Genomic DNA, 25,394 nt, shown 5'->3' on the forward strand with positions numbered 1-25,394 from the left:
GAAAAGGAGCGTATAACATGGGTCGAAAAGAAATCCGCCGTTCGATGCCGCTTTTGCCGATCGGAACCGTTATGAAGCTAACAGATTTATCGGCCCGGCAGATCCGCTATTATGAAGAACACGAGCTGATTACACCGGCAAGAACGGAAGGCAATCGCCGCCTTTATTCTTTAAATGATGTCGACCGGCTTCTTGATATTAAAGATTTGCTGGATCAGGGGATCAATATTGCAGGCATCAAAAAAATCTTATTGATGAACGACCGCCGCGGAACCGGGCCGGTACTCGTCAAAAATCATGTAACGGATGAAGAAATCCGCAAACGGCTTCGCCAGGAACTGCTGCAGGCCGGCCGTTTTCAAAGACCGAGCCAGCGGTTGTCCGATGCGCCCCGGTTTTTCCATTAACATTGTTGAAAAGCTAGTTTTATAGCTTAGATATATACTTTTTATTGCCTAAAGGGAGGAATACTGTTCATGCCTAAGTTTACACGTGAAGATATTTTGAAGAATGCCGAAGAACAAAATGTGAAATTCATCCGCTTGCAGTTCACGGATATTTTGGGGACGATTAAAAACGTGGAAATCCCGCTCAGCCAGCTTGAAAAAGCGCTCGACAATAAAATCATGTTCGACGGCTCTTCGATTGAAGGGTTTGTCCGGATTGAAGAATCGGATATGTATCTGTATCCGGACTATGATACATGGGTCATTTTCCCGTGGACCGCTGAGAAAGGGAAAGTCGCCCGTCTGATTTGCGATATTTATAATCCGGACGGCACCCCGTTTGAAGGTGATCCGCGGAATAATTTGAAACGGGTATTGAAAGAAATGGAAGAACTTGGCTTCACGAGTTTTAATCTTGGGCCTGAACCGGAATTCTTCCTCTTCAAGCTGAATGAAAAAAATGAACCGACACTGGAGCTGAACGACAACGGCGGCTATTTTGACCTGGCGCCGACGGACCTTGGCGAAAACTGCCGGCGCGACATCGTATTGGAACTCGAGGAAATGGGCTTTGAAATTGAAGCGTCCCACCATGAAGTTGCACCCGGCCAGCACGAAATTGATTTTAAATATGCGGATGCAGTCAGGGCATGCGACAATATCCAGACCTTTAAACTGGTGGTCAAGACGATTGCACGCAAACATGGCCTGCATGCGACGTTTATGCCGAAACCGTTGTTTGGCGTGAACGGTTCCGGGATGCACACCAATCTTTCGCTTTTTAAAGGAAAAGAAAATGCATTCTATGACCCGAACGATGCAGAACTGCAGCTGAGCGATACGGCATACCAGTTCATTGCCGGCATTATGAAGCATGCTTCGAACTTTACGGCTGTCACGAATCCGACGGTGAACTCCTATAAACGGCTTGTGCCGGGTTATGAAGCGCCTTGTTATGTTGCCTGGTCCGCTCGCAACCGCAGCCCGCTCATGCGGATTCCGGCTTCCCGCGGTTTAAGCACGCGCGTTGAGGTGCGCAGCGTTGACCCGTCTGCCAATCCGTATCTCGCGCTCGCCGTCCTGTTAAAAGCAGGGCTTGACGGCATCGCGAACAAATTGCAGGCGCCGGAACCGGTCGACCGCAACATCTATGTCATGACGAAAGAAGAAAGAGAAGAAGCCGGCATTGTCGACCTCCCGGGCACACTGCTGCAGGCGCTGGAAAACTTAAAATCGGATGATGTAATGGTAGACGCCCTTGGCGATCACATTCTCGAACACTTCCTTGAAGCTAAGGAAATTGAATGGGATATGTTCCGCACACAAGTCCACCAATGGGAACGCGACCAGTATATCGAAATGTATTAAGCAAGAAACCCCTTGAAGCGTAAGGCTTTGAGGGGTTTTTGTTTATCGGGCATTTTTGCGTCGAACGCCCAGAAAAACAAAATGCCCATTAATTGCCCCGATTTTTCCTTCGAAAATAGATTGGAAGCCCAGAAATCCTCAAGTGTCACAGGCATTTTTGCCATCAAACTCGCATATGCTCTATTAAAAAAGAAGCAGCCGAAACTGCTTCTTTTTGATCAGTGCACCATTTGCCTGTACAGCCCGATGACAACGCCGAGAATGGTGACGTTTTTCAATATGATCGGTTCCATTGTCTGGTTTTCAGGTTGCAGCCGGAAGTAGTCTTTTTCCTTGAAAAATCTTTTTACTGTCGCTTCATTTTCATCTGTCATAGCGACCACGATATCTCCGTTGTTTGCCGTCTGCTGGGAGCGGACAATCACATAATCGCCGTTTAAAATCCCGGCATCCACCATGCTGTCCCCTTCAATTTCCAGCATGTAGACGGACTCGTCAGACGGGACAAGATGTTCCGGAAGCGGAAAATACTCTTCAATATTTTCTACAGCGGTAATCGGTATGCCTGCTGTTACTTTTCCGACAACAGGCACATTGACAACATTTTGGGCCGGTATTTCTTCATCATGGTCCAAAATTTCAATCGCTCTCGGCTTTGTAGGGTCGCGCCTGATCAACCCCTTGCTTTCAAGCCTTGCGAGATGGCCATGGACAGTTGAACTGGAAGCAAGTCCGACTGCCTGGCCGATTTCCCGCACGGAAGGGGGATAACCTTTTGTTTTTACTTCATGCTTGATGAAATCAAGTATCGCCTGTTGCCGTTTTGATAGTTTTGCCATTCTATTCACCTCGTCACAGTTTTGTTTGGCACCCGCGCTGCGTATGGGGACGTTTACGGGAGGAATGCCATTATTTGCTATTATTATATCACATTGCAGCAGATAAAACAAACGTAAGTTCGAAAAAATGTTGACGAAAAACAGGCGTTCGTTTTATAATAGAACTGGTGATTGGACGAACGAATATTCGCGGGAGGAAGATGGAGATGTCACGATTATGGAAAAAGTATAACTATGTTATGATTTTAGCAGGGCTTACGCTTGTTTTCGGATTTTTCATGATTGGAAGTCTGCGGGATCCATCCCCACACTATATCAAAATCAGCGTCACAGAGGGCGATACGCTTTGGAACATCGCCGGGCAGTATGCGGAAAAGGGCAAAATGTCGAGGGAAGCATTTATCAGCTGGGTTGAGCGTCATAATGATATTGACGGCAACATGATCAAAGCCGGCGAAAAAATTGTCATTCCAATAGAAAAAAATGAATTCAGCGATGATAATAGGGAACTTGCGATGAAATCACAACGGGAGACGAAAAAATGAAAGTTGTTTTATATTGCAGAGTAAGCACGGAAAAAGAAAGCCAGGAAACTTCCTTGGCGAGGCAGCGGGAAGAGCTGGAGAAGCTTTCGGATTCCCACGGTTTTCAAGTGGCCGGGGTGATCTGTGACCGGGCAAGCGGCTATGACCTGGACAGGCCCGGCATCCTTGATCTTCTTGATACGATTGAAAATGAAAAGATTGACGCCGTACTGGTGCAGGATGAAACACGGATCGGAAGAGGAAATGCAAAAATTGCATTGCTTCATTTTTTATATAAAAAAGGGATTAAAGTATATTGTTATGCGCAAAACGGAGAATTGGAGCTTTCGGAATCTGATTCAATGGTGCTGAAAATTGTCAGCATGGTTGAAGAGTATCAGCGAAAGCTGCATAACTTAAAAATTAAAAGGGGAATGGAGCGTGCAGTCAAAAACGGCTACCGTCCGGAAAAAAATTTAAAAGGGAAGCGGAATCCGGACGGCAGGGAGCGAAAGGAAGTGCCGGTTGAAGAAATTATCCGCCTGCGGGATAACGGCTTGACTTTTCAAGAAATTGCTGCGACTATGCGCGGTTTCGGCTACCAAGTTTCAAAAGCAACCGTCCACCGGCGTTACAGGGAATATATGGAGGAAACGGGGCATGATAAATAGTATCAAAACCGTTTCACGGGTGCGCTTTCGTTGCAGGCGGGTCCATATTTTAGTAAGATGGCATCAATTACGGATAAAAGGAGAGAAAATATGCTTTCAAAAGAAAAAATGGCAAGGATTAACGAATTGGCGAAAAAAGCGAAAACCGGCGCCCTGACAAGTGAAGAAGCAAAGGAACAGTCAAAATTGCGAAGCGAGTATTTGCAGGCGTTCCGCTCTTCATTCAGAAAAACGATTGAAAATGTCCGTGTGCTTGACCCGGCTGGCCAGGACGTTACCCCGGAAAAAATTAAGCAAATTCAAACAAAAAGAAAGCTGCACTAAAAAGGAAACCATCCTGCTTTTTTCTTACAAAATCCATACAAAATGGTAAAAGAGTTGTGTTATGGGTTTCACTTGCCTTAATATAGAGTTGTAACCCATGAAGAAAGGATGTTAACAGATGTTTGATAAAACGGACGAACTGGCAGTCACAACAATCCGAACATTGTCCATTGACGCCATCGAAAAAGCAAAATCCGGTCATCCGGGGCTTCCGATGGGGGCTGCACCAATGGCATACACCCTCTGGACAAGATATTTGAACCATAATCCGGAAAACCCGCACTGGTTTAACCGGGACCGTTTCGTATTATCCGCAGGGCATGGTTCCATGCTGCTCTATAGCCTGCTCCATTTATCCGGTTATGCATTAAGCATGGATGATATTAAAAATTTCCGGCAATATGGCAGCAAAACCCCGGGTCATCCGGAATACGGGCATACGGAAGGCGTGGAAGCAACGACCGGTCCGCTCGGGCAGGGGATTGCCATGTCAGTCGGAATGGCGATGGCAGAACGGCATCTGGCGGCTGTATACAATAAAGAAAATTTCCCTGTCATTGACCATTATACATATGCTTTATGCGGAGATGGCGACTTAATGGAAGGCGTATCTGCCGAAGCTGCTTCATTGGCGGGACACTTAAAATTGGGACGTCTCATTGTATTGTACGATTCCAATGACATTTCCCTTGACGGCGACTTAAATAAGGCCTTTTCCGAAAGTGTTGCCGACCGGTTTAAAGCATACGGCTGGCAGTATTTGCGGGTTGAAGACGGGAATGATATGGCACAGGTCGCAAAAGCGATCGAGGAAGCAAAGGCGGATACAAGTCGGCCGACACTCATTGAAGTGAAAACGATCATCGGTTACGGTTCTCCAAACAAATCCGGGAAATCGGCTGCCCACGGCGCCCCGCTCGGAGAAGATGAACTGAAACTAACGAAAGAAGCGTATAAATGGACATTTGAAGAAGACTTCTATGTTCCGGATGAAGTTTACGCACGGTTCCGTGAATTGGTTGTGGAAAATGGCGTGAAAAAGGAACAGGAGTGGGCGTCCCTGTTTGAGGCCTATGAAAAACAATACCCGCAGCTTGCGGCTGAACTAAAACAGGCGATAAAAGGCGGGCTGCCGGATGGATGGGACAAGGACATTCCGGTCTATGAAGAAGGCAAAACCCTTGCCAGCCGTGCGGCAAGCGGGGAAGTGCTAAATGCCGTCTCCAAACATTTGCCGTCTTTGTTCGGGGGATCTGCAGACCTTGCCGGATCCAACAATACGCGGCTGAAAGAAGACAAGGACTATATGCCGGATGCCTATGAAGGGCGCAATATTTGGTTCGGTGTCCGCGAATTTGCGATGGGCGCAGCCATGAACGGTATGGCGCTTCATGGTGGTGTCCATGTATACGGCGGCACGTTCTTTGTTTTCTCGGATTATTTGCGTCCTGCCATCCGCCTAGCTGCTCTTATGGGCCTTCCGGTAACGTACGTCTTTACGCATGACAGTATCGCTGTCGGGGAAGACGGTCCGACACATGAACCGGTTGAACAGCTTCCTTCTTTAAGAGCGATGCCGGGCTTGTCGGTCATCCGCCCCGCGGACGGCAATGAAACGGCGGCTGCCTGGCGCCTTGCTCTGTCATCTGAAAACCATCCGACAGCGCTTGTTTTGACGCGCCAAGGGCTGCCAACCTTGAAAGGGACGTCTGAAAAAGCGTTGGAAGGCGTTTCAAAAGGTGCCTATGTCGTGTCCCCTGCACAAAAAGAAACGGCTGACGTTCTCCTTCTTGCCAGCGGGTCGGAAGTCCATCTGGCTGTGCTCGCGCAACAGCAATTGGCGGAACAAAAGATTGATGCTGCTGTTGTCAGCATGCCGTCATGGGACCGTTTTGAACAGCAAAGCAAAGCATACAAAGAATCCGTATTGCCGGCACAGGTGAAAAAACGCCTTGCCATTGAAATGGCTTCACCATTCGGCTGGGAAAGGTATACCGGGGATGAAGGCGATATTTTGTCGGTTAATACGTTTGGCGCCAGCGGAAACGGTAAAACCGTTATGGAAAAATACGGATTTACCGTTGAAAATGTTGTGGCACGTGTAAAAAAATTATTGGGCATGTAATCGTTCCGGGCCTGCTTTTGCGGTATTCGCGAAAGCAGGCTCATTTTTTATGCAGGAAGGGTATAAGAAAAGGGGGACTAAAAGTGCGGGGGCTGAGCTGAATGGCTTTTCCCTTGGATGCTACCGCATAATCGGCAGCGCGTTGATGTATTTACGCTTATTTTCTTGTCTGTACATGCAATCAAATGTTTCAAATTCATTTTTTAAATTTTGTTACAACAAACGACAACTTTTTTGAGGCCCGTCCATTATAGTGAAGGTAACAAAGTTGCGGGAGTGAGATCATATGCGGTCCTATTCTATCTATCTGATAAAAGAGGAGTTTGCACAATATTATTACGGCAGGGAACGAATGTTTTTTAATCTTTTTCACCAGTATGCGCACGTTTCCGGAAGTTTGAAAAATGTCCTCAGCAGACAGATCCATTATATTACAAAGCCGATTCCGCTCTTGTCTGTCCATCATGTCTTGCAGCCGTTATTTTCTGACACCAGCAACATGACGAAAACAGGCGCTTGCCAACTTCTTTCAAAGAAAGAGGGGCAGGTGCTGGAAGTGACCATAGAAGAAAGAATGCTCCAGCTGAACGTATACGGGAGTTATGATACAGAAACCGCCGTTTTTGAAATTCTGAGGAACTTTAAAGGAGATTTGCTTGCAATCGATTATGACCATAAACGATTCGGCTGGATAAAACCGGTTAAAGAAAGAAAATTCGTGTGAGAAGAAAACAAGTATTGTATAATTCAAATGGATTTAGTACACTGTATGTGAGTGAAGGAGGTATATTATGATTTGGGTGTTCGTTCTTGTAGCCCTAATTGCTCTTTTGGCAGGCGCAGCAATCGGGTTTTTCATCGCCCGTAAATATATGATGAATTACCTGAAGAAAAATCCGCCGATTAATGAACAAATGCTGAGAATGATGATGATGCAAATGGGTATGAAGCCGTCTCAAAAGAAAATCAATCAAATGATGAATGCCATGAACAAACAAATGAAATCTTAAGCTGGGCGACCGGCTTTTGTGGTATATCCATCACCATTGTTAAGCTTCTCACGATTCTGTAAACCACTTTTTCTGCCAATTTTCTGCACAGAAAAGGTGGTTTTTGATTTCATGTTCCATTTTTATGCTTTTTACGATGTTTTTTCTCTTTCAATCAGTTTATGTTAAAATGAAAATGAGCCGGGATGGGGAGTGAACCGATGGCTGATGTAACTGTATGGCTGTCTTTCGGGGCAGGTTTCATGAGCTTTATATCGCCTTGCTGCCTGCCGCTTTATCCTGCTTTTGTTTCTTATATAACAGGCGCTTCTGTCAGCCGGTTAAAAAGCGGGGGCGGCATGCGGGAGTGGAAAAGTATCCTGCATACCGTTTGGTTTCTCGCGGGATTTTCCACTGTTTTTATTGCATTGGGGTTTGGTGCTTCCTGGATCGGGAGTTTTTTTATCCGTTACCAGGATGTCATCCGGCAGCTCGGTGCAGTCGCGCTCATTTTTTTTGGGCTGCTTGCAGCGGGCATTTTTCATCCGGGGATCTTTATGAAGGTGTACCGAATCGATATAAAAAAGCAGCCGGCGGGATTTTTGGGTTCTTTTCTCGTCGGGCTAGTGTTTGCTGCCGGCTGGACGCCCTGCACCGGGCCGATTCTTGCCTCGGTATTGGCAATGGCAGTGGCCCATCCGGCTTCTGCGTCGGTCTATATGGCTGCATATGTACTTGGCTTTTCCATACCTTTTTTTGTCCTTGCTTTTTTTATCGGACGGTTGGGGTGGATGCAAAAATACAGCGTAAAACTTTTAAAATGGAGCGGTGTTGTGATGATAGTCGCCGGAATCCTGCTCTTTTTTGACTGGATGCCTGTCATTTCCGGTTATATGAGTGCACTGTTCGGGGGATTCCAGGGATTTTAATCCGGGTTGCATTTTAACGGATCAATGAGGAGGAGAAATTCGATCGATGGCAAATGTGTTAATTGTGGATGATGCAAAATTTATGAGGATGACTTTGGCGAAAATGCTGGAAAACGGCGGCCATACCGTTGTAGGCGAAGCGGAGAACGGGCAGCGGGCGATTGAATTATACCGTGAAGTCAGGCCGGATGTTGTGACGATGGACATTACTATGCCGGAGATGACCGGCATTGAAGCGGTAAAAAAGATCGTGCGCGAATTCCCGGACGCAAAAATTATTATTTGCTCCGCGCTTGGCCAGCAAAAACTGGTCGTCGAAGCAATTGAATCCGGCGCAAAGGATTTTATCGTCAAGCCTTTTGATGAAACGCGTGTTTTAGAAGCGGTTGAACGCGTTTTGAACTGACAGGCGCCACAAAAAAAGGGAGGCAGGCATTCCGGCTGGACATCAACCCCGCTTTTATGGTTGAATATTACCATAGGAAACATATATTTATCGTATCTACATTTCTTTTGTTAAAAATCTGTTACTAAAGAGGGTTGAGACATGGAAGGCATTATCATCTCGTTCATTGTTGCGATTTTGATGGGGTCTTTGGTCATTTTTGTCCGTTTAAAAGGGCAGAACAAGCCCGTTTCCACAAAAAAAATATTGTTGCCGCCGGTCTTTATGAGTACCGGGGCATTGATGTTTGTCGTCCCGTATTTTCGTGTGACACCTGCCGAAGTATTGGAAGCATTTGTGGTCGGAATGTTCTTTTCCATATTTTTAATTAAAACTTCCCGTTTCGAAGTCCGTGACGGAAACGTATATTTAAAACGATCGAAAGCTTTTCCGTTTATTTTGATCGGGCTTCTTCTCATCCGGTTGCTGATGAAGGTGGTGCTTAGTTCTTCGATTCAAATCGGGCAGCTGAGCGGCATGTTTTTTCTGCTCGCATTCGGCATGATTCTGCCGTGGCGCGTCGCCATGTATATTCAGTACAGGCGGCTCATGCAGGAACTGGATGAAGGGGTCCGTGCTTGAAAAAACATCATTCGCTTTTGCCGAATGATGTTTTTTCATTTATTGGGCCGATTTTGTTTTTTCCTGCGCAAACAATTGCTCATATCGGCTGTCGTCGATGTTCAGCTGCTTCAATTTTTTTCGGAGGAATTTATGGTCGCGTTTCGGCGTAGCGAGAATATAGCCCTGAATGATATTGTCCAGTGTCATTTTTTTTGTATTTTTGGAAAGCGCCACATCCCCGATTTTTGCTGCGATCTTTTTCCTGGCCACATCGCGGAACAATTCCGGGACAGGGCTTACCAGTTCTTCAAGCAGTTCCCTGTACTCCGGCGTCCAGAGGTGCCGCGTTTTAAGGATTGTCTCCTCCTGCCGGTCAAGTATTGATTTTCCGTCTTCTTTCGGAAGCCTTTTCAAAAATTTCCGGAACATAAAATAGCCGCCAACTGAAAAGAGAAAAACGAGACAGAGGATCCATATTAAAATAAAGGCAGAAAACCATCCACTCAGCATGACGCTCTCCTCCTTGGCAAGTACTCGCTTTTATTATAAGAAAAGATGGACTGTTTTTTCAATTAAAAAAGGAAAAACCCTTTTGCCGGCCGGCAGGGGACAGAGAAAAAGGGATGTTTTATCTTTATTTGTCCATGAAAAAAACGGTGAGGCACTTTGAATGCGGTGCCTCGCCGTTTTTTTGATTTCTTTTGTGCTTTTTCATCTGCTTCGGGCAAGCAGAAAGCATTTTTACTGTTTTTTCAGCGCTTCAAAAGTGTCTTGCAGCAGAACAATCGTTTTTTCAATTTCTTCTTTTGTTCCTTTTTTTTCGTCTGCCAGCCTGATCGGGTCGCCAAAGCGCACGCGTTTCGGCTTTCTCGCGAGGACTTCTTTGAACGTTTTCGGCCCTTCGTAAATGGCCGGGACAAGCGGCACATTTGCTTTTAAAGCAATCGTCACGGCACCGCGTTTTAAAGAAACATGTTCGCTTTTGCGTGTTCCGGAAGGGAAAATGCCGACGACCTTCCCTTCTTTTAAAAGTTTCATTGGAATTTTAATCGAGCTCGGGCCCGGATTTTCACGATTGACGGGAAAAGCGTGCAACTTCGTGAATAGCCATTTTGACCATTTTTTAGAGAAAAGTTCCTGTTTCGCCATATAATGAATTTGGACAGGCCAGATGGCAATCGCCAGGTAAATAATATCCAGCCATGTTTGGTGGGTACAAACGACCACAAACGGAGCCGCAGGGATTTTCTCTTTGTTTTCTTTTTTGATTTTGCCGCCAAGCAGCCAAAAAATGCCGGCAACAACATAATAGCCAAACCGGTACATGATTACACCCCCACAAGCATTTTATACTATACAGGCATGCTTGTTCTACTAATTTGGAAAAAAATATTTAAAAACGCGAAATGAATCATTGGAAAAAAGAAGATAGCAGCCAAAACAGCGTTTACGGAAAGATTAAAATAAAGAAGGAATATGATAAAGCAAGGCAGAATTTCATACGGAGGGAAACGGATTGCATAAAAGATGGGTCGTGATATGGACGATGGCATTTCTATTTATTCAGGGAACTGGGCCTTATGCAGCAGGGGACAGGGAAGGCTGCGGGAAAAAAGAAACAGACGCAAAGATTGCCGGTATTCTTGAGGCCGCCCCTTTAAAAGGCGGGATCGTTGCGATCAGCGTCCGTTCGGCTGATAGCGGGAAACTGCTCTACGAACAAAATGGCAATACGCTGCTGCGCCCTGCATCCAATATGAAACTGCTGACCGCAGCCGCCGCGCTTGAAACGCTCGGGAAAAATACCCGTTTTAAAACGGGCGTGTACCGGACAGGCGCGATCCAAAACGGTACGCTTTACGGTGATATATACATACAAGGGGGAGGAGATCCTGCTTTATTGAAATCCGATTTAGCGGACTGGGCGGCTGAATTAAAGAAGCAGGGAATCCGGCGTATTCAGGGGGACCTGGTCGGGGATGATTCGCGCTATGATGATACCCGGTATTCACTTGACTTGCCATGGAGCGATGAACAGGAATATTACGGCGCACAAATTTCGGCTTTAACTTTATCGCCTAACCGGGATTATGATGCAGGGACGGCCATTTTTGAAGTTGTTCCGGCAAAAAAACCCGGCATGAAAGCGCGAATCAAAATGGTTCCGGAAAGCGGGATGGTTAAACTGGTCAACCATGTCCGAACCGTGCGAGACGGTGAGCAGCAGGAGGACGATATCGTCATCAGCCGGGCACATGGCGGGAATACGTTTACGGCAAGCGGGACGATTACAGCCGATTCCGCCGCAGTCCGGCAATGGAAAGCGGTCTGGGACCCGGCGAAATGGGTGCTGTCTGTTTTCAAAAAAACGTTAGAGGAAAACGGGATCACCGTTCAAGGCACAATCAAAACGGGCAGGGTGAAGGATGCAGCAGTTCCGGTTCTCTTTTCGCAATCGCCGCCTTTATCAAGCATCATGGTGCCGTTTTTAAAATTCAGCAATAATACCATCGCCGAAATGCTTGTAAAAGAAATGGGGAAAACGGAAAAAGGGGAAGGAAGCTGGGAAAAAGGGCTTGAAGTCATTCGCAGCGTTGCAGGTAACTTTGGCATGGACCCTGACCAGATGATGCTCCGTGATGGTTCGGGCATATCTCACGCCGATTTGGTCCGGGCAAATGATTTGACGGCGCTTTTATACCGGATACAGGAAAAAGACTGGTTTCCGTGCTTTTTCGATGCGCTGCCTGTTGCGGGGGCTGAAAACAGGTTGGAAGGCGGAACCCTCAGAAACCGGTTTAAGGGGACGGCTGCTCGAGGACAGGTGTTTGCCAAAACTGGGTCGATTACAGGCGTCAGCACACTTTCCGGCTATATGCAGGCAACATCCGGGGAAAAGCTGATTTTTTCCATTTTGATCAATAATGTACTGGATGAAGAAGCAGTACATCAAGCGGAAGAGCAAATTGTACTGCAATTCATCAACCAGGGGGGAGAAGGATGAGAAAAGGGAAACGATTACAGGCGGGAGATACGATCGGGCTGGTCGCGCCTGCAAGCCCGGTCTCAATCGAAAGGCTTCAAACTGCTGTTGCGAAATTGCGGCGGCTCGGTTTCCGGGTAAAAGTGCGAGAAAATGCGGAGAAAGTATACGGTGGGTATATGGCCGGTACGCCGCTTGAACGGGCAGCCGATCTGCATGCGATGTTTGCAGACGATGACGTGCGGGCAATTCTTTGTTTGCGCGGCGGGTACGGGACACCGCAAATTTTACCGTATCTCGACGTTGAATGGATCCGGGAGAATCCGAAATTATTTATCGGTTACAGCGATATTACAGCACTACACATCGTTTTCCAGCAAAAATGCGGCCTCGCCACGATCCATGGCCCGATGGCGGCTGTCGAATTTATCACAGACGATGCGCTTTCGGTACAATCATTGCTCAAGCTGGCGTCAACCGGTGTTCCTACCGGCAGTTACACGGGGGAAGCGTGGGGTGAAGGGGTCATGACAGCGCCGCTTACAGGCGGGAATCTGTCATTAATCTGCGCACTGATGGGAACGCCGTTTGAAATCGATACAAGCGGAAAAATTCTTTTTCTTGAAGAAGTGCATGAAGAGCCATATGCGATCGACCGGATGCTGACCCAGCTTCAGCTTTCCGGAAAACTGGATGACGCCTCCGGGTTTGTGCTCGGGCAATGGACGGACTGTGAGCCGGAAGCATACGCGGATGGGTTTACGGCACAGGATGTCCTGAAAAAGTTTTTTTACGGGAGCGGTAAGCCGGTGCTTGCCGGCATACAGTCCGGGCACGGTACCCCGAATCTGGCGCTTCCGCTCGGCATCCCGGTCACACTGGATACGGTAGGCCAACGCCTGCATTTTTGCGAAACCATTGTCGTTGAATAAGCTTGCATATCGTTCTCATCATAACCGCATACTTATTGCCCGTACGGTATGTCCGGAAGCAGGCTGGCCTAGCAAGGGGTTTACAATGCAGACGCACATCCGGCCGTTTAAATTGGCGCCTGTTTTCCCGCTTGCAGGCGGATGCACAAACGATGCGCTTCCAACTGCCATATTGTAAAAGCAGCAATGGATAAAGGAGTGACAAATTTGGCAGAATCCAGGCAGTATTATGGCGGCTATCCGGGCCATTATATGCCGTATGGGCACCACCACCATTATGGAGGATACGGTGGTTACGGCGGTTATCCGTACGGGCATTCGTACGGCCACTCGTACGGCCACTCACATGGTTATGGTTACCCGCACGGCCACCATCATCATTACCATTCCGGGCATTACGGCCACAGCGGATACGGGAATTTTCCGGGCCACGGGTACAGGGAAGAAAAATAAAACGCTTTACCGAAAAAGATGCCTGCGTGCAGGCATCTTTTTCCCATTTTTGCAGCAGCATTTTTCCAGGCGGATGGATTCGGCAGCCATGAAAGGTTTTCATCCGAAAAAATCACGGCATTAGTGGAGAAAAAAATAAAGAAAAAAATAAAGAAAAAAATAATCAATTCGTCTTGACACCACATTTATAATCTGCTATTATAATAAAGAATTATTTTTGTTCGGTATGGTAAGGAAGGAAAAAGTTTTAAAACTGACCCCCTGAAATCACTTGAGCAAGGATAGTAATTTTGTGTTCAAACACATTAGGAGGAAACAAAATGGAACAAGGTAAAGTAAAATGGTTTAATTCGGAAAAAGGCTACGGATTTATCGAACGTGAAGGCGGCAGCGATGTATTTGTTCACTTCTCAGCGATTCAGGGCGAAGGTTTTAAAACTTTGGAAGAAGGCCAATCCGTATCTTTTGATATTGAAGAAGGCAACCGCGGACCACAAGCTGCAAACGTTTCGAAATTATAAAAAACAGGCCTTTATGGCCTGTTTTTTTTGCCTTGGGAATCAGGTTCACACGTCCCTTTGCTAGGAAAAAAAATATCCTTTTAATCCGGCCGCTTCGGATAAAAAATAGATACATATTGCAATCGCGATCTTTCATAATATATGATAAGAGCAATGCCAATATGGATAAAGGAGACAGGGGAATTTTGCAAATCAGAGAAATGGCAACAGAATTACTAAAAAACGCCGGGTGCACCGCCCATTTGAAAATAAAGAAACAGTTCCCCGGCGGGCGCCTTGTTGGCGGCAAATACCATCCGCACACCGATACGATTACGCTGTATATAGAGACAATCCGGCGGCAGTGCGAGCTATTGTTTGGAAGCTGCGAATGGTTTTTGCCTTACGCCACGATTGTGCTTGCACATGAAATCGGCCATGCGATGGATGAAAATCTGCCTCTATTGTCCGCCGCCTTTGAAGAGTCCGGGCATTTACCGGAAAAGCAAGCACTGGCACTTACGATTGAGCAAAATGCGTGGGATTTTGCCGGCCAGCTGATCCCCGTACATCTTGAGCCGCTTTTTCAAAAAATCATGGATGAGTCGCTATCTGCCTACCGCCAACCGGTGATGGCGGGTGCATATTAAGAAATGGCAAAAAAACCGGAAGAAGGAAAGTCTTCTTTCGGTTTTTGCTTTATTTAACGATTGGCAGTGTTCCGTGCACATAGGGCGGTGCCGGTTGTTGTCCGACACGGTCATGGGATGCAAAAGGTTCGACAAATTTAAATTCACCTTTTCCATCAATGCTTTCGCCGCTCGCCCATCTTCCCTTGGCACTTTCTTTGCCTTCCGAATGATTGATAAAGAGATGGGTAAATTCTTCAGGCTCCTGTTCAGGAGGGAATGTGCTCGGCACGACAACACCTTCCTGTTCTTCCAGTTCACGCAGGGCGGCCAGCCACTGGTTCTGATGCATCGTGTCCCGCGCGATCAAAAACGATAGTGTTTTTTTCACGCCCGGATCGTCCGTCATTTCATATAAGCGGACGACTTGAAGTCGCCCCTGCGATTCAGCGTTGAGATTGGCGCGGAAGTCAGCGATTAAATTCCCGCTTGATACGATATAACTGCCGCTCCACGGAACACCCGCACTGTTGACCGGCAACGCGCCGAGCCCGCCGACAATGGCGTGTTGCGGATTCATCCCGCCCATGACAGCTGCAATGGCAGGGTCTTTCGCAACCGCTTCTTCCTGCATTTTGACCGGTGCCTTATCGAGCAGGCGGGCGATTAATGTGGCGAGCATTTCCACATGGCCGATTTCTTCTGTCCCGATATCAAGCAGCATATCCCGGTATTTTTCATCTGCCCGGCAGTTCCATCCTTGGAGAAGATACTGCATCATCACAGAGATTTCCCCGTATTGCCCGCCGAGCACTTCCTGCACTTTATTGGCGAAAACCGGATCCGGCCTTTCAGGTTTTGCTTCAAACTGCAACTCTTTTTTGTGTAAAAACATCTGCTCCACTCCTGTTCCGGTTTTGATCTTCAATTCCTGTCTACCCTAGGAAAAACGGGTTAAACATTCGAAAAAAACGAACGCCGGTGTTTAAGAACGGGGCAAAAAGGCAATATAAAAAGAAATCTGATTTACATACAAGGGGGAACATAACGATGCAAAATATCGTTGCAAAAACAGAAGACAATTATTTTGAAAAAAATAAATCGAAAGTGGACATTCACGTGTTCGACAAGGAAGATTCTCGCCCGTTTGCAAACTTCCCTTTTTCCAGCCGGAAAGTGTATGAGTTTTTCGATTATACGCTGCGTACGCCGCTCGAAAAAACAGATGCTTTCTATGAAATTTTAAAAATGCCATATGCATGTGAGATTTGGATTTTGCCGGTAACCGAGAAATCTTCCCATTTTATGCGTGAAATTCAAGAACCGAAAACCGCTGCTTTGTTTTCCTTTTTGGCGAAAGTGAAAGACACCATTCAGCGCGACCGCACCTTTATTGTTACGGATCAAAGCCATGCAGCGGCAGTAGCTGAAGAAATGAAAAGACTCGGCTTTACGATGACGGAACCCAGCGCGGCGGAACTGGAAAAACTCGTCATTTCTTTTGGTGATTAATATGGGGACACGCATATGCAGTTAATTGGAATTTTTGCCGGACCCGGGGAAGCAGCGGAAGCCATTTTACATCATCATAGAGAAAATGGGCGCATTACTGTCATCGCCAACAATGCTGCGGCCATCCGTGAAGTCGGCCGCGAAGCCGGAAAAGGTGTAAACGGAATATGCCTTCATACGGATGTGGATCTCATGAATGAACTGAAAGCACTGGTCAAAAGAAAAACATACCCGGAAAAAATATTGGAAAAGGTCCTTGAGCTCGGAATTCCGCTTGAAATTGCCACCCGGTATGTCGGTGCGGCGGCAAACGGAAAAATCGTCGTATTGGCACACGACTAATTTTCCTTGCAGACGAAAAAGATCAAGCCCTGCCGGATGCAGGCCTTGATCTTTTTTGTTATGCTTGAAAGCGAAAAGTTTCTATTTTTTTATATTTTTAACCTTGTATAATCATACATAATGAATTATAATAATGCACATACATAACAATAGGGAGATGAAAATGTTGAAAATAGGGATTGTCGGGGCAAACGGATACAGCGGTGCGGAACTTGTCAGACTTCTTGCCCGCCATCCCCGCGCACAACTGGAAATGTTGATATCGCACCGCACAAAAGGCACGATGCTGACCGCACATTACCCGCATTTCCAGCAAATCATAGAAGCCGGATTGGAAGACATGGTTCCGGATGAAATCGCAGGCAGGGTAGAACTATTGTTTTTCGCAACGCCGTCTGGGGTAGCCAAAAACTGGGTACCACGGTTTGTTGATAAAGGTTTAAAGTGTATCGACCTGTCCGGGGATTTCAGGCTGGATGGGGAAGCGTACAGGCAATGGTATAAACGCGAACCCGCCCCGCAAAAAGAGCTGGATAAAGCTATCTACGGCCTTTCAGAAATGAATGCGGACAGGATAAAAGAGGCTCAACTGATCGCCAATCCCGGCTGCTTCCCGACCGCAGCGCTTTTAGGACTTCTCCCGCCTGTTCAAGGGGGGTTCATCGATACTTCCTTTATTGTGATTGATGGTAAAACCGGTGTTTCCGGTGCGGGAAGAACCCCTTCTCTAGGCAACTTGTTTACTGAAGTAAATGAAAATACCGGTGCGTACAAAGTCGGAAGCCACCAGCATACACCGGAAATCGAGCGGTTCATCAAGGCGTTTGCCGGAAAAGAAGCGAAAATTTCATTTACGCCCCATCTTATTCCGATGACGAGGGGGATTCTTTGCACGATATACGCGCCTTTAGCAAAAAAAGTCACCACCGAAGATGTCCGCCAATATTATAGGAAAGTGTATAAAGGCCGGAAATTTATCCGGATCAGGCCGGCTGGTTCTTTTCCATCTACAAAGGAAGTATACGCCTCAAATTACTGTGATATAGGCGTCCATGTGGATGAACGGACGGGGAGGCTCGTGGTCATTTCTGCCATTGACAATCTTGTAAAAGGTGCAAGCGGGCAGGCAATCCAAAATATGAATCTGCTTTTCGGGCTGGAAGAAGATACAGGGCTCGACCATGTTCCGGTTTATCCATAAGGCAATCTTAAACATACCGTTTATATATGGAGGATGGCAATGAATCAATTATATGAAAAAGAAAGTACTGCATTTTTTACGAAAACAGACGGAAACATCTCGAGCCCGGCAGGATTTTTTGCCGGTGGGCTCCATTGCGGCATTAAAAGAAAACGTCCGGATCTTGGGTGGCTTTACTCCGCTGTCCCGGCACAAGCGGCTGCGGTCTACACGACGAATCAGTTTCAAGCTGCACCCATCCAGATTACAAAAGAAAGCATTATGGAAAGTGGGAAGCTGTCCGGCATCATTGTGAATTCGGGAAACGCGAACTCCTTTACAGGCAATGAAGGCCTCCGCCACGCCCGCCTGATGCGGGAATGGTTCGCCGCTCAAATCGGCGTAAACGAAAGCCTGATCGGCGTTGCCTCAACAGGTGTCATTGGCGAGCTTTTACCGGTTGAAAAAATTGAAACCGGCATTCGCCGTATCGAGAAAGAGGGCACATCCCATCCGGACCTTTTTGAAAAAGCGATACTTACGACGGACACCTTTCAAAAACGCGCCTGCGTAACGCTTGAAATTGATGGGAAAACGGTCACGGTTGCCGGCTGCGCCAAAGGATCGGGGATGATCCATCCGAACATGGCAACGATGCTCGCTTTTATCACGACAGACGCCAAAGTTGAGGCCGCTGCATTGCAAAACCTGCTGAAACAAACGGTCGATGAAACGTTCAATATGATCACGGTGGACGGCGACACAAGCACAAATGACATGGTCGTTGTAATGGCAAACGGGCTGGCCGGAAACGATACGCTTTCCTATGCACACCCGGATTGGAAGAAATTCGCAGAAAGCTTTGCCTATATTGCCCGGGAACTTGCCAAACAAATTGCAAGAGACGGGGAAGGCGCGACGAAACTGGTTGAAGTCTGTGTAACCGGGGCTGAAACGGAAAAAGAGGCACAAACGGTCGCAAAAACCGTTATCGGCTCAAATTTGGTAAAAGCTGCTGTCTTTGGCGCCGATGCGAACTGGGGAAGGATTATCAATGCGATCGGATACAGCGGTGTCCAAGTGGATGAACAAACGCTTTCTATCCGCATCGGCGGGATTCCCGTAGTGGAAAAGGGCATGCCGGCTTCCTATTCCGAAGACGAGGCACATGCCTATTTAAAGGAAAATGATAAAATCTGTATCGCCATCGACCTTGGTGCCGGAACTTGCCAGGGTACTGCATGGGGATGCGACCTGACCTATGATTATGTGAAAATCAATGCTACTTATCGCTCATAATGTTTGTGCACGCATTGTTGCATAATTATACAATTCAATAACTATTTATAAGGGGTTGGCCAAATTGGCATACGTTGTCATCAAGTGCGGCGGCAGCATTCTCCATCAGCTGCCGGATGCATTTTTTGAAAATCTGGTGCAAATCAAAGCGCGATTCGGGCTTGAACCTGTCATCGTTCACGGCGGGGGACCGGCGATCTCAGCCATGTTGGAAAAAATGCAGATCAAAACGCAATTTAAAAACGGGTTGCGCGTTACGACCGAGCCGGTGTTAAACGTCGTTGAGATGGTGCTTTCCGGCTCCATCAACAAATGGATTACGCGCCGGCTCTCGCAGGCGGGGGCCAAAGCGGTCGGCATCAGCGGAACCGACTCACGGCTTTTAACTGCCAGGAAGATTGAGACACCGAATCTCGGGTATGTCGGGGAAATCGAATCTGTAAACGAACAGGTGCTGCTTGCTTTATTGCGACAGCAGTTTATCCCAGTCATTTCCCCGGTTGCGACGGATAAAAACGGCCAGCGCCTGAATGTCAATGCTGATTTGGCAGCAGCCGCGGTTGCCCGGAAAATGAACGCGCGTGTTTGGATGGTGACGGATGTCCCCGGGGTCATGATGGAAGGGAAAGTGCTCCCTTATCTTACCCCCGGACAGGTTGACGGGCTCATCCAAAAACAAGTCATTACCGGTGGCATGATTCCGAAAGTCCGGGCAGCAGCGGAATGCATCCGGTCCGGCGTAAAAGAAGTGGTGATTGTGGACGGGACAGAAGAAGACAGCCTCCTGTTTTTGGCAGGCGGCGGAAAAACCGGGACGAAATTTACAGGGAACGGGGTTTTGATCGATGGATAAGATGACGCAAACGGTAAAAAAGCAAGCACTTATGCAAACGTACAGCCGGACGCCGGTAAAGTTTGTAAAAGGAAAAGGCAGTTATGTATGGGATGAAAATGGAGAAAAATATTTGGATTTTACTTCAGGCATTGCCGTTTGCAATCTCGGCCATGTCCCCGAAAAGGTAAAAACCAAGGTGACCGGCCAGCTGGACCAAATCTGGCATACTTCCAATCTGTTTGAAATCGGGCCGCAGGAAGAGCTGGCTGAAAAACTAGCAGCACAAAGCGTATTTGACCGGGTGTTTTTCGCAAACAGCGGCGCGGAAGCCAATGAAGCGGCGATCAAACTGGCCCGCCTTGATGCAAAAAAACGCGGAAAATCGGGGCCCATCGTCACCTTCAAGGCTTCGTTCCACGGCCGGACACTCGGGACATTGTCGGCAACGGCACAGGAAAAAATCCAGCATGGCTTTGAACCGCTTGTGCCGGGATTCACCTATTTGCCGTTTAACGACATCACGGCACTCCGCGATCTCGAAAAGCTTAAGCCCATTGCCGTCATGTTTGAACTGATTCAGGGGGAAGGCGGCGTCATCCCTGCGGAACAGGATTGGGTGGATGCCCTTGTCCGCACGTGCAGAAAGAACGATTGTTTAATCATTGTAGATGAAGTGCAGACGGGCATGGGCCGTACCGGTACACTGTTTGCCTATGAACAGTACGGCTTCGAACCGGATATCATGACGCTTGCAAAAGGGCTGGGGTCCGGCATTCCGATTGGCGCCATGCTCGCGAAAGAAAAAATCGCGCAAAGCTTTACGCCCGGTACGCACGGCAGCACTTTTGGCGGCAACCCGCTATCTGCGACAGCCGGTCTGGCAACGCTTGAAACGTTTGCGGAAGAAAATATCATCGAACATGTCCAAAAACAAAGCATCGATTTTTGGACAAAATTGGAAGACTTGAAGACGCAATTTTCTTTTATTAAAGAAATCCGCGGGAAAGGGCTGATGGCCGGCCTTGAAACGGAAATGGAAGCTGTAAAAATCACCCGGGCGGCATTGGCTGAGCATTTGCTTGTATTAACAGCAGGCCCGCATGTTGTCCGTCTGTTGCCGCCGCTTGTTATTACGGAAAAGGAAACGGCGCTTTTTGCAGAAAAAATGAAAACTGTTTTTACTAAGGCAAGCCAAAACAATCTTTAACCGGCAAAGAGACAAGGGAGGACAGACATCGTGACAAGCGGATATCTTATTCTTGAAACGGGAGAAATTTTTGAAGGCTTTTTTGCGGGAAACCCCGCTGAAACAACGGGAGAAGTGGTATTTAACACCGGCATGACGGGGTACCAGGAAATGCTCACCGACCCGTCGTACACCGGGCAGATTCTGGTGTTTTGTTACCCTTTAATCGGCAATTACGGCGTAAACGGCGATGATCACGAAAGCAAAAGCATCTCGGCGCGCGCGGTTGTGACCGGTGAAATATGCGCAAGCCCGAGTTTTTATAAAGTGGAAAAGACGGCCCTATCCTTTTTGGAAAAGTCGGGTGTCCCTTGCCTTGCAGGAGTGGACACGCGCGCGCTTGTAAAAACGATCAGAAAACGCGGCACTGTGCGCGGCCTTGTTTCAACGTCCCGCGATCAAAAAGTGCCATGCGGCGGCGATGAATTTTTCGTAGCCGAAGTGGCCATAAAACAACCGGAAACGTATGGAGATGGCCCTTTGCACATTGCTTTGATGGATTTCGGCTACAAAAAATCCATTTTGCAATACTTGCTTGACCGCAACTGCAAAGTGACCGTCGTGCCCTTTGATTTTACGGCAAAACAAATGGCGGAACTTGCACCTGACGGCATTGTCATTTCAAACGGCCCTGGGGATCCTGCTAAACTAGCCGAGTGGCTGCCGGAAATCAAAAAAGTAAGCGCCGCTTATCCGGTGCTTGGCATTTGCCTCGGCCACCAGCTATTGGCACTCGCTTACGGGGCAAAGACGAAAAAGCTGCCGTTCGGCCACAGGGGCGGCAACCATCCGGTTAAAGATTTAAAGACTGGAAAAGTGTTGATGACAGCCCAAAACCATGGCTATGTTGTCGATGAAGCATCACTTGCCGGATCGGAACTCGAGCTTTCCTTTAAGAATGTGAATGACGGCACGGTTGAAGGCTGCATCCATCCGGACTTGCCGGTCTATTCCGTCCAGTTCCACCCGGAAGCACATCCGGGGCCGCGTGATTCCGAATACATTTTTGACCACTTTTTACAACGAGTACAACAAAGAGCGGGAGTTTTGTCTTATGCCATTCAATAAATCGATCAAAAAAGTGCTTGTGATCGGCTCCGGCCCGATTGTTATCGGCCAGGCCGCCGAATTTGATTATGCGGGTACGCAGAGCTGCCTTGCCTTGAAAGAAGAAGGAATTGAAGTCGTGCTTGTCAACAGCAATCCGGCAACGATCATGACTGATGAAGAAATGGCCGACCGGATTTATTTTGACCCGCTGACGGTGGAGTCGATAGAACAGATTTTACAAAAAGAGCGTCCGGACGGCATTATCGGGACATTGGGCGGGCAAACCGGCCTGAATCTCACCGTCCAGCTCTATGAAGCGGGGATTCTCGATAAGTATGGGGTACAATTGCTCGGGACACCGGTGGATTCGATCCAGAAGGGGGAAGACCGCGAAAAGTTCCGCCAGTTGATGCTTGATATCGGGGAACCGATCCCGCCGTCAAAAATTGTGGAAAATATGGAAGACGGGCTGGCATTTGCGAAAAAAATCGGCTACCCCGTCATTATCCGCCCCGCTTATACGCTTGGCGGCTCCGGCGGGGGATTTGCAGCCAATGATGAAGAACTTCGGGAAGTGCTCCAGCGCGGCCTTGACCTGAGCCCGATCCACCAGGTGCTGCTTGAAAAAAGCATCAAAGGCTGGAAAGAAATTGAATACGAAGTCGTGCGCGATGCAAACGACACGTGCATCATTGTCTGCAATATGGAAAATATCGATCCGGTCGGAGTGCATACGGGCGACTCGATTGTGGTCGCGCCATCGCAGACTTTATCGGATGTGCAGTACCAGCTGCTCCGGGACGCTTCTTTAAAAGTGATTCGCGCGCTCGGGGTGATCGGCGGGTGCAACATCCAATTTGCGCTCGATCCCCACTCCGACCAGTACAATATTATTGAAGTCAATCCGCGCGTCAGCCGGTCATCCGCCTTGGCTTCGAAAGCAACCGGTTACCCGATCGCCCGCATTGCCACGAAATGCGCAATCGGCTATCATCTGGATGAAATTTTAAACCCGGTAACCGGCAACACGTTTGCTTCCTTCGAACCGGCCCTTGATTATGTTGTCGTGAAAATTCCGCGCTTTCCGTTCGACAAATTTACGGAAGCGGACCGGAAACTTGGCACGCAAATGAAGGCGACCGGCGAAGCAATGGCGATCGACCGCACATTTGAAGGAGCGCTTAACAAAGGAATCCGTTCGCTTGAACTCGGGCTTTCAGGTCTGTTCTATCCGGCGCTTGCTGAAAAACAGCCGGATGATTTGGTCCCACTTTTAACGGAAGCGACCGATATCCGCCTGTTTGCGGTGGCGGAAGCGATGCGTAAAGGCATGGCGCTGGATGACATTGAAAAATACACGGAAATCGACCGCTGGTTTCTTGAAAAAATAAAAAATATCGTGGATATGGAAGAAACATGCAAGCAATATACGATCGATACGATGCCGGCTGCTTTGCTGCGCGCAGCCAAAAAAATGAACATCAGTGATGAGTGTCTTTCGGCATTATGCGGATGCAGCGAAAAAGCGGTGCGCGAAAAAAGAAAACAGCTCGGGCTTATGCCGGTTTATAAACTTGTGGACACCTGTGCCGCCGAGTTTGAGGCGCAAACGCCGTACTACTATTCCACCTGGGGCGGCCGGGATGAAGTGGAAGTATCAAACCGCCCGAAAGTGCTGATCATCGGTTCCGGACCGATCCGCATTGGGCAGGGAATTGAATTTGATTACTGCTCGGTCCATGCCGTTATGGCGCTCAAACAACTTGGCTATGAAACGATTGTTGTAAACAACAATCCGGAAACGGTCAGCACCGATTTTTCAATGGCGGATAAATTGTATTTTGACCCGCTGCGCCCGGAAGATTTGCTGCATATTATTGAAAAAGAGCAGGTGGCAGGCGTCTTCACGCAATTCGGCGGCCAGACCGCGATCAATGTCGCATCGAGCCTTGAAGCTGAAGGCGTGAAACTGTTTGGAACGAACGTGGAACAAATCGACCAGCTTGAGGATCGCAACCTTTTTTACAAGCTGCTGGATGAGCTTGGCATTCCGCATATTAAAGGGCATACCGCCTATGATGCAGAAGAACTGAAACGGGGGGCAAAAGACCTGTCGTTTCCGGTGCTTGTCCGCCCGTCCTATGTTATTGGCGGACAGTCAATGTTCATTTTTTACCACGAAGACGAACTCAACGCTTATGCGGATGCGTTGAAGTACGCAAGCGAAAAAAGCTGGCCGCTTATGATTGACCAGTATTTGCCGGGTACGGAATGCGAACTCGACTGCATTTGTGACGGGGAGAAGGTGCTCATCCCGGGCATTTTTGAACATATTGAAAAAGCGGGCGTCCACTCCGGCGACAGCATGGCCGTTTATCCGCCCCAGCATTTAAGCCCGTCTGTGCAGGAAACGCTTATCCGGTATGCCGAAAAAATCTGTTTAAAGGGCAAAATCAAAGGCATTGCCAATATCCAGTTTTTAATTTATGAAGGGACCGTTTATGTGCTGGAAGTGAATCCGCGTGCTTCAAGAACCGTCCCAATTTTAAGCAAAGTCACCGGCATTCCGATGATTGATCTCGCCATTGCCATACAACTCGGAAAACCGCTTGCAGAAAAAGGGCTTCCTGCACCGCCGGAACTTGTCGCCGTGAAGGCACCGGTATTTTCCTATATAAAACTGAAAGATGTCGACCCTGTTTTAGGGCCTGAAATGAAATCAACAGGCGAAGTGCTCGGCCTTGCCCGGACATTCGGGGAAGCACTCGAAAAAACGCTTCTGTCCGTCCAAGATCCGGTGTTTGAGCCGCCGCTTGAAGAACAATTTGTATTTTGCTCGGTGACGGACCGCGAAAAAGCAGCCGCGCTCCCGGTATTGAAAACATTGGCGGACAGAGGCTACCGGATTGCCGCAACGGAACATACGGCCCGGTTCCTGGCGAAAAACGGCGTGGCGGCGGAAACAGTAGGCCTTGAGGATGCCTCCGCCTTTTTCGAACAGCAACCCGTGACCGCTGCGGTGGTCATCCCGACAAAAGGGCGGGACCAAAGAAGGGGCGGCAGCAAGCTGCGTGAAGCAGCGATGCGTTTCCATATTCCGCTGTTTACCTGTCTGGATACATTGGAAGCCATTACCCGCTATGCCACAGGGACAACGCCAAAAGTGGCCCCGCTTCACGATTTTAACCGTATAAAAGCAGAAGTTTAGC

At 48.0% G+C, this 25,394-nt stretch carries 28 protein-coding genes; 24 read left to right on the forward strand and 4 right to left on the reverse strand.

The genetic code is table 11. The features are described 5' to 3' along the window. The first annotated feature begins 17 nt into the window (after positions 1-17). Together BCOA_RS32700 and glnA are read left to right on the forward strand one after the other, a co-directional pair. Entirely contained in the window at positions 18-407 is a 390-nt protein-coding gene (locus BCOA_RS32700) for a MerR family transcriptional regulator (protein ID WP_014098211.1), read from the forward strand. A 69-nt stretch (positions 408-476) separates the two neighbouring features. After that, positions 477-1,814 carry a type I glutamate--ammonia ligase gene (gene glnA, locus BCOA_RS32705; RefSeq protein WP_014098212.1) on the forward strand — a complete coding sequence of 446 codons (1,338 nt, stop codon included), beginning with the start codon at positions 477-479 and terminating at the stop codon, positions 1,812-1,814. 218 nt (positions 1,815-2,032) lie between these two features. On the opposite strand, the gene lexA is transcribed toward glnA, so the two are convergent. Beyond that, positions 2,033-2,653 (reverse strand): transcriptional repressor LexA, encoded by a 621-nt coding sequence (gene lexA, locus BCOA_RS32710; protein ID WP_014098213.1) that lies wholly within the window; start codon positions 2,651-2,653, stop codon positions 2,033-2,035. Between the two features lie 206 nt (positions 2,654-2,859). On the opposite strand from lexA, the gene yneA reads away from it, so the two are divergent. The 9 genes from yneA (at position 2,860) to BCOA_RS32755 (ending at position 9,242) form a co-directional block, all read left to right on the forward strand. After that, a complete protein-coding gene (yneA, locus tag BCOA_RS32715; RefSeq protein WP_014098214.1) occupies positions 2,860-3,198 on the forward strand; it encodes a cell division suppressor protein YneA in 339 nt (112 codons plus the stop codon). Beyond that, on the forward strand, positions 3,195-3,848 hold the full coding sequence (locus BCOA_RS32720) for a YneB family resolvase-like protein (protein ID WP_014098215.1): 654 nt from the start codon (positions 3,195-3,197) through the stop codon (positions 3,846-3,848). The genes yneA and BCOA_RS32720 overlap by 4 nt, the downstream gene beginning before the upstream one ends. A 90-nt stretch (positions 3,849-3,938) precedes the next feature. After that, a complete protein-coding gene (locus tag BCOA_RS32725) occupies positions 3,939-4,172 on the forward strand; it encodes a DUF896 domain-containing protein (RefSeq protein ID WP_014098216.1) in 234 nt (77 codons plus the stop codon). A 118-nt stretch (positions 4,173-4,290) separates the two neighbouring features. Next, positions 4,291-6,297, forward strand: a complete 2,007-nt coding sequence (gene tkt, locus BCOA_RS32730) for a transketolase (protein WP_014098217.1) — start codon at positions 4,291-4,293, stop codon at positions 6,295-6,297. 286 nt (positions 6,298-6,583) lie between these two features. Beyond that, entirely contained in the window at positions 6,584-7,021 is a 438-nt protein-coding gene (sirA, locus tag BCOA_RS32735) for a sporulation inhibitor of replication protein SirA (RefSeq protein WP_014098218.1), read from the forward strand. Positions 7,022-7,088: 67 nt separating this feature from the next. Further along, positions 7,089-7,307, forward strand: a complete 219-nt coding sequence (locus BCOA_RS32740) for a YneF family protein (RefSeq protein ID WP_013859446.1) — start codon at positions 7,089-7,091, stop codon at positions 7,305-7,307. Positions 7,308-7,507: 200 nt separating this feature from the next. Next, positions 7,508-8,215 (forward strand): cytochrome c biogenesis CcdA family protein, encoded by a 708-nt coding sequence (locus BCOA_RS32745; protein WP_014098219.1) that lies wholly within the window; start codon positions 7,508-7,510, stop codon positions 8,213-8,215. A gap of 46 nt (positions 8,216-8,261) precedes the next feature. Beyond that, on the forward strand, positions 8,262-8,621 hold the full coding sequence (locus BCOA_RS32750; RefSeq protein ID WP_013859444.1) for a response regulator: 360 nt from the start codon (positions 8,262-8,264) through the stop codon (positions 8,619-8,621). Between the two features lie 141 nt (positions 8,622-8,762). Continuing rightward, positions 8,763-9,242: a CcdC family protein gene (locus BCOA_RS32755; RefSeq protein ID WP_014098220.1), complete on the forward strand. Its 480-nt coding sequence runs from the start codon at positions 8,763-8,765 to the stop codon at positions 9,240-9,242. A gap of 39 nt (positions 9,243-9,281) precedes the next feature. On the opposite strand, the gene BCOA_RS32760 is transcribed toward BCOA_RS32755, so the two are convergent. Then, positions 9,282-9,734, reverse strand: coding sequence for a DUF2621 domain-containing protein (locus tag BCOA_RS32760; protein ID WP_014098221.1), 453 nt, complete (start codon positions 9,732-9,734; stop codon positions 9,282-9,284). A 231-nt stretch (positions 9,735-9,965) separates the two neighbouring features. Next, positions 9,966-10,550, reverse strand: a complete 585-nt coding sequence (locus tag BCOA_RS32765) for a lysophospholipid acyltransferase family protein (protein WP_014098222.1) — start codon at positions 10,548-10,550, stop codon at positions 9,966-9,968. A 190-nt stretch (positions 10,551-10,740) separates the two neighbouring features. Between BCOA_RS32765 and dacB the strand changes: the two genes are divergently transcribed. The 5 genes from dacB (at position 10,741) to BCOA_RS32790 (ending at position 14,742) form a co-directional block, all read left to right on the forward strand. Further along, complete coding sequence (gene dacB / locus BCOA_RS32770; protein WP_014098223.1) at positions 10,741-12,228, forward strand: D-alanyl-D-alanine carboxypeptidase/D-alanyl-D-alanine endopeptidase; 1,488 nt, start codon at positions 10,741-10,743, stop codon at positions 12,226-12,228. Next, on the forward strand, positions 12,225-13,139 hold the full coding sequence (locus BCOA_RS32775; RefSeq protein ID WP_014098224.1) for a S66 peptidase family protein: 915 nt from the start codon (positions 12,225-12,227) through the stop codon (positions 13,137-13,139). The genes dacB and BCOA_RS32775 overlap by 4 nt, the downstream gene beginning before the upstream one ends. 207 nt (positions 13,140-13,346) lie before the next feature. Further along, complete coding sequence (locus tag BCOA_RS32780; RefSeq protein ID WP_014098225.1) at positions 13,347-13,592, forward strand: hypothetical protein; 246 nt, start codon at positions 13,347-13,349, stop codon at positions 13,590-13,592. A 320-nt stretch (positions 13,593-13,912) separates the two neighbouring features. Then, positions 13,913-14,113, forward strand: coding sequence for a cold-shock protein (locus BCOA_RS32785; protein ID WP_013859436.1), 201 nt, complete (start codon positions 13,913-13,915; stop codon positions 14,111-14,113). Positions 14,114-14,274: 161 nt separating this feature from the next. Then, positions 14,275-14,742, forward strand: a complete 468-nt coding sequence (locus BCOA_RS32790; RefSeq protein ID WP_014098226.1) for a hypothetical protein — start codon at positions 14,275-14,277, stop codon at positions 14,740-14,742. A 49-nt stretch (positions 14,743-14,791) separates the two neighbouring features. Here BCOA_RS32790 and BCOA_RS32795 read toward each other — a convergent pair whose 3' ends face one another. Next, positions 14,792-15,616, reverse strand: a complete 825-nt coding sequence (locus BCOA_RS32795) for a manganese catalase family protein (RefSeq protein WP_014098227.1) — start codon at positions 15,614-15,616, stop codon at positions 14,792-14,794. A gap of 155 nt (positions 15,617-15,771) precedes the next feature. Here BCOA_RS32795 and BCOA_RS32800 point away from each other — a divergent pair, with 155 nt between their 5' ends. The 8 genes from BCOA_RS32800 to carB all read left to right on the forward strand — a co-directional run bounded on the left by BCOA_RS32800 (position 15,772) and on the right by carB (position 25,393). Then, on the forward strand, positions 15,772-16,233 hold the full coding sequence (locus BCOA_RS32800) for a hypothetical protein (RefSeq protein WP_014098228.1): 462 nt from the start codon (positions 15,772-15,774) through the stop codon (positions 16,231-16,233). Positions 16,234-16,248: 15 nt separating this feature from the next. After that, positions 16,249-16,575 (forward strand): hypothetical protein, encoded by a 327-nt coding sequence (locus BCOA_RS32805; RefSeq protein ID WP_014098229.1) that lies wholly within the window; start codon positions 16,249-16,251, stop codon positions 16,573-16,575. Positions 16,576-16,738: 163 nt separating this feature from the next. Continuing rightward, positions 16,739-17,776 (forward strand): N-acetyl-gamma-glutamyl-phosphate reductase, encoded by a 1,038-nt coding sequence (gene argC / locus BCOA_RS32810; protein WP_014098230.1) that lies wholly within the window; start codon positions 16,739-16,741, stop codon positions 17,774-17,776. Between the two features lie 39 nt (positions 17,777-17,815). Further along, positions 17,816-19,054, forward strand: a complete 1,239-nt coding sequence (gene argJ, locus BCOA_RS32815; protein ID WP_014098231.1) for a bifunctional glutamate N-acetyltransferase/amino-acid acetyltransferase ArgJ — start codon at positions 17,816-17,818, stop codon at positions 19,052-19,054. Positions 19,055-19,118: 64 nt separating this feature from the next. Further along, positions 19,119-19,907, forward strand: a complete 789-nt coding sequence (gene argB, locus BCOA_RS32820; protein ID WP_014098232.1) for an acetylglutamate kinase — start codon at positions 19,119-19,121, stop codon at positions 19,905-19,907. Beyond that, positions 19,900-21,096 (forward strand): acetylornithine transaminase, encoded by a 1,197-nt coding sequence (locus BCOA_RS32825; protein ID WP_014098233.1) that lies wholly within the window; start codon positions 19,900-19,902, stop codon positions 21,094-21,096. The genes argB and BCOA_RS32825 overlap by 8 nt, the downstream gene beginning before the upstream one ends. Positions 21,097-21,126: 30 nt before the next feature. After that, complete coding sequence (locus BCOA_RS32830) at positions 21,127-22,203, forward strand: carbamoyl phosphate synthase small subunit (protein ID WP_014098234.1); 1,077 nt, start codon at positions 21,127-21,129, stop codon at positions 22,201-22,203. Beyond that, complete coding sequence (carB, locus tag BCOA_RS32835) at positions 22,190-25,393, forward strand: carbamoyl-phosphate synthase (glutamine-hydrolyzing) large subunit (RefSeq protein ID WP_014098235.1); 3,204 nt, start codon at positions 22,190-22,192, stop codon at positions 25,391-25,393. The genes BCOA_RS32830 and carB overlap by 14 nt, the downstream gene beginning before the upstream one ends. Position 25,394 lies beyond the last annotated feature (1 nt).

The sequence above is a fragment of the Heyndrickxia coagulans 36D1 genome (assembly GCF_000169195.2).
Taxonomy (GTDB): domain Bacteria; phylum Bacillota; class Bacilli; order Bacillales; family Bacillaceae_C; genus Weizmannia; species Weizmannia faecalis.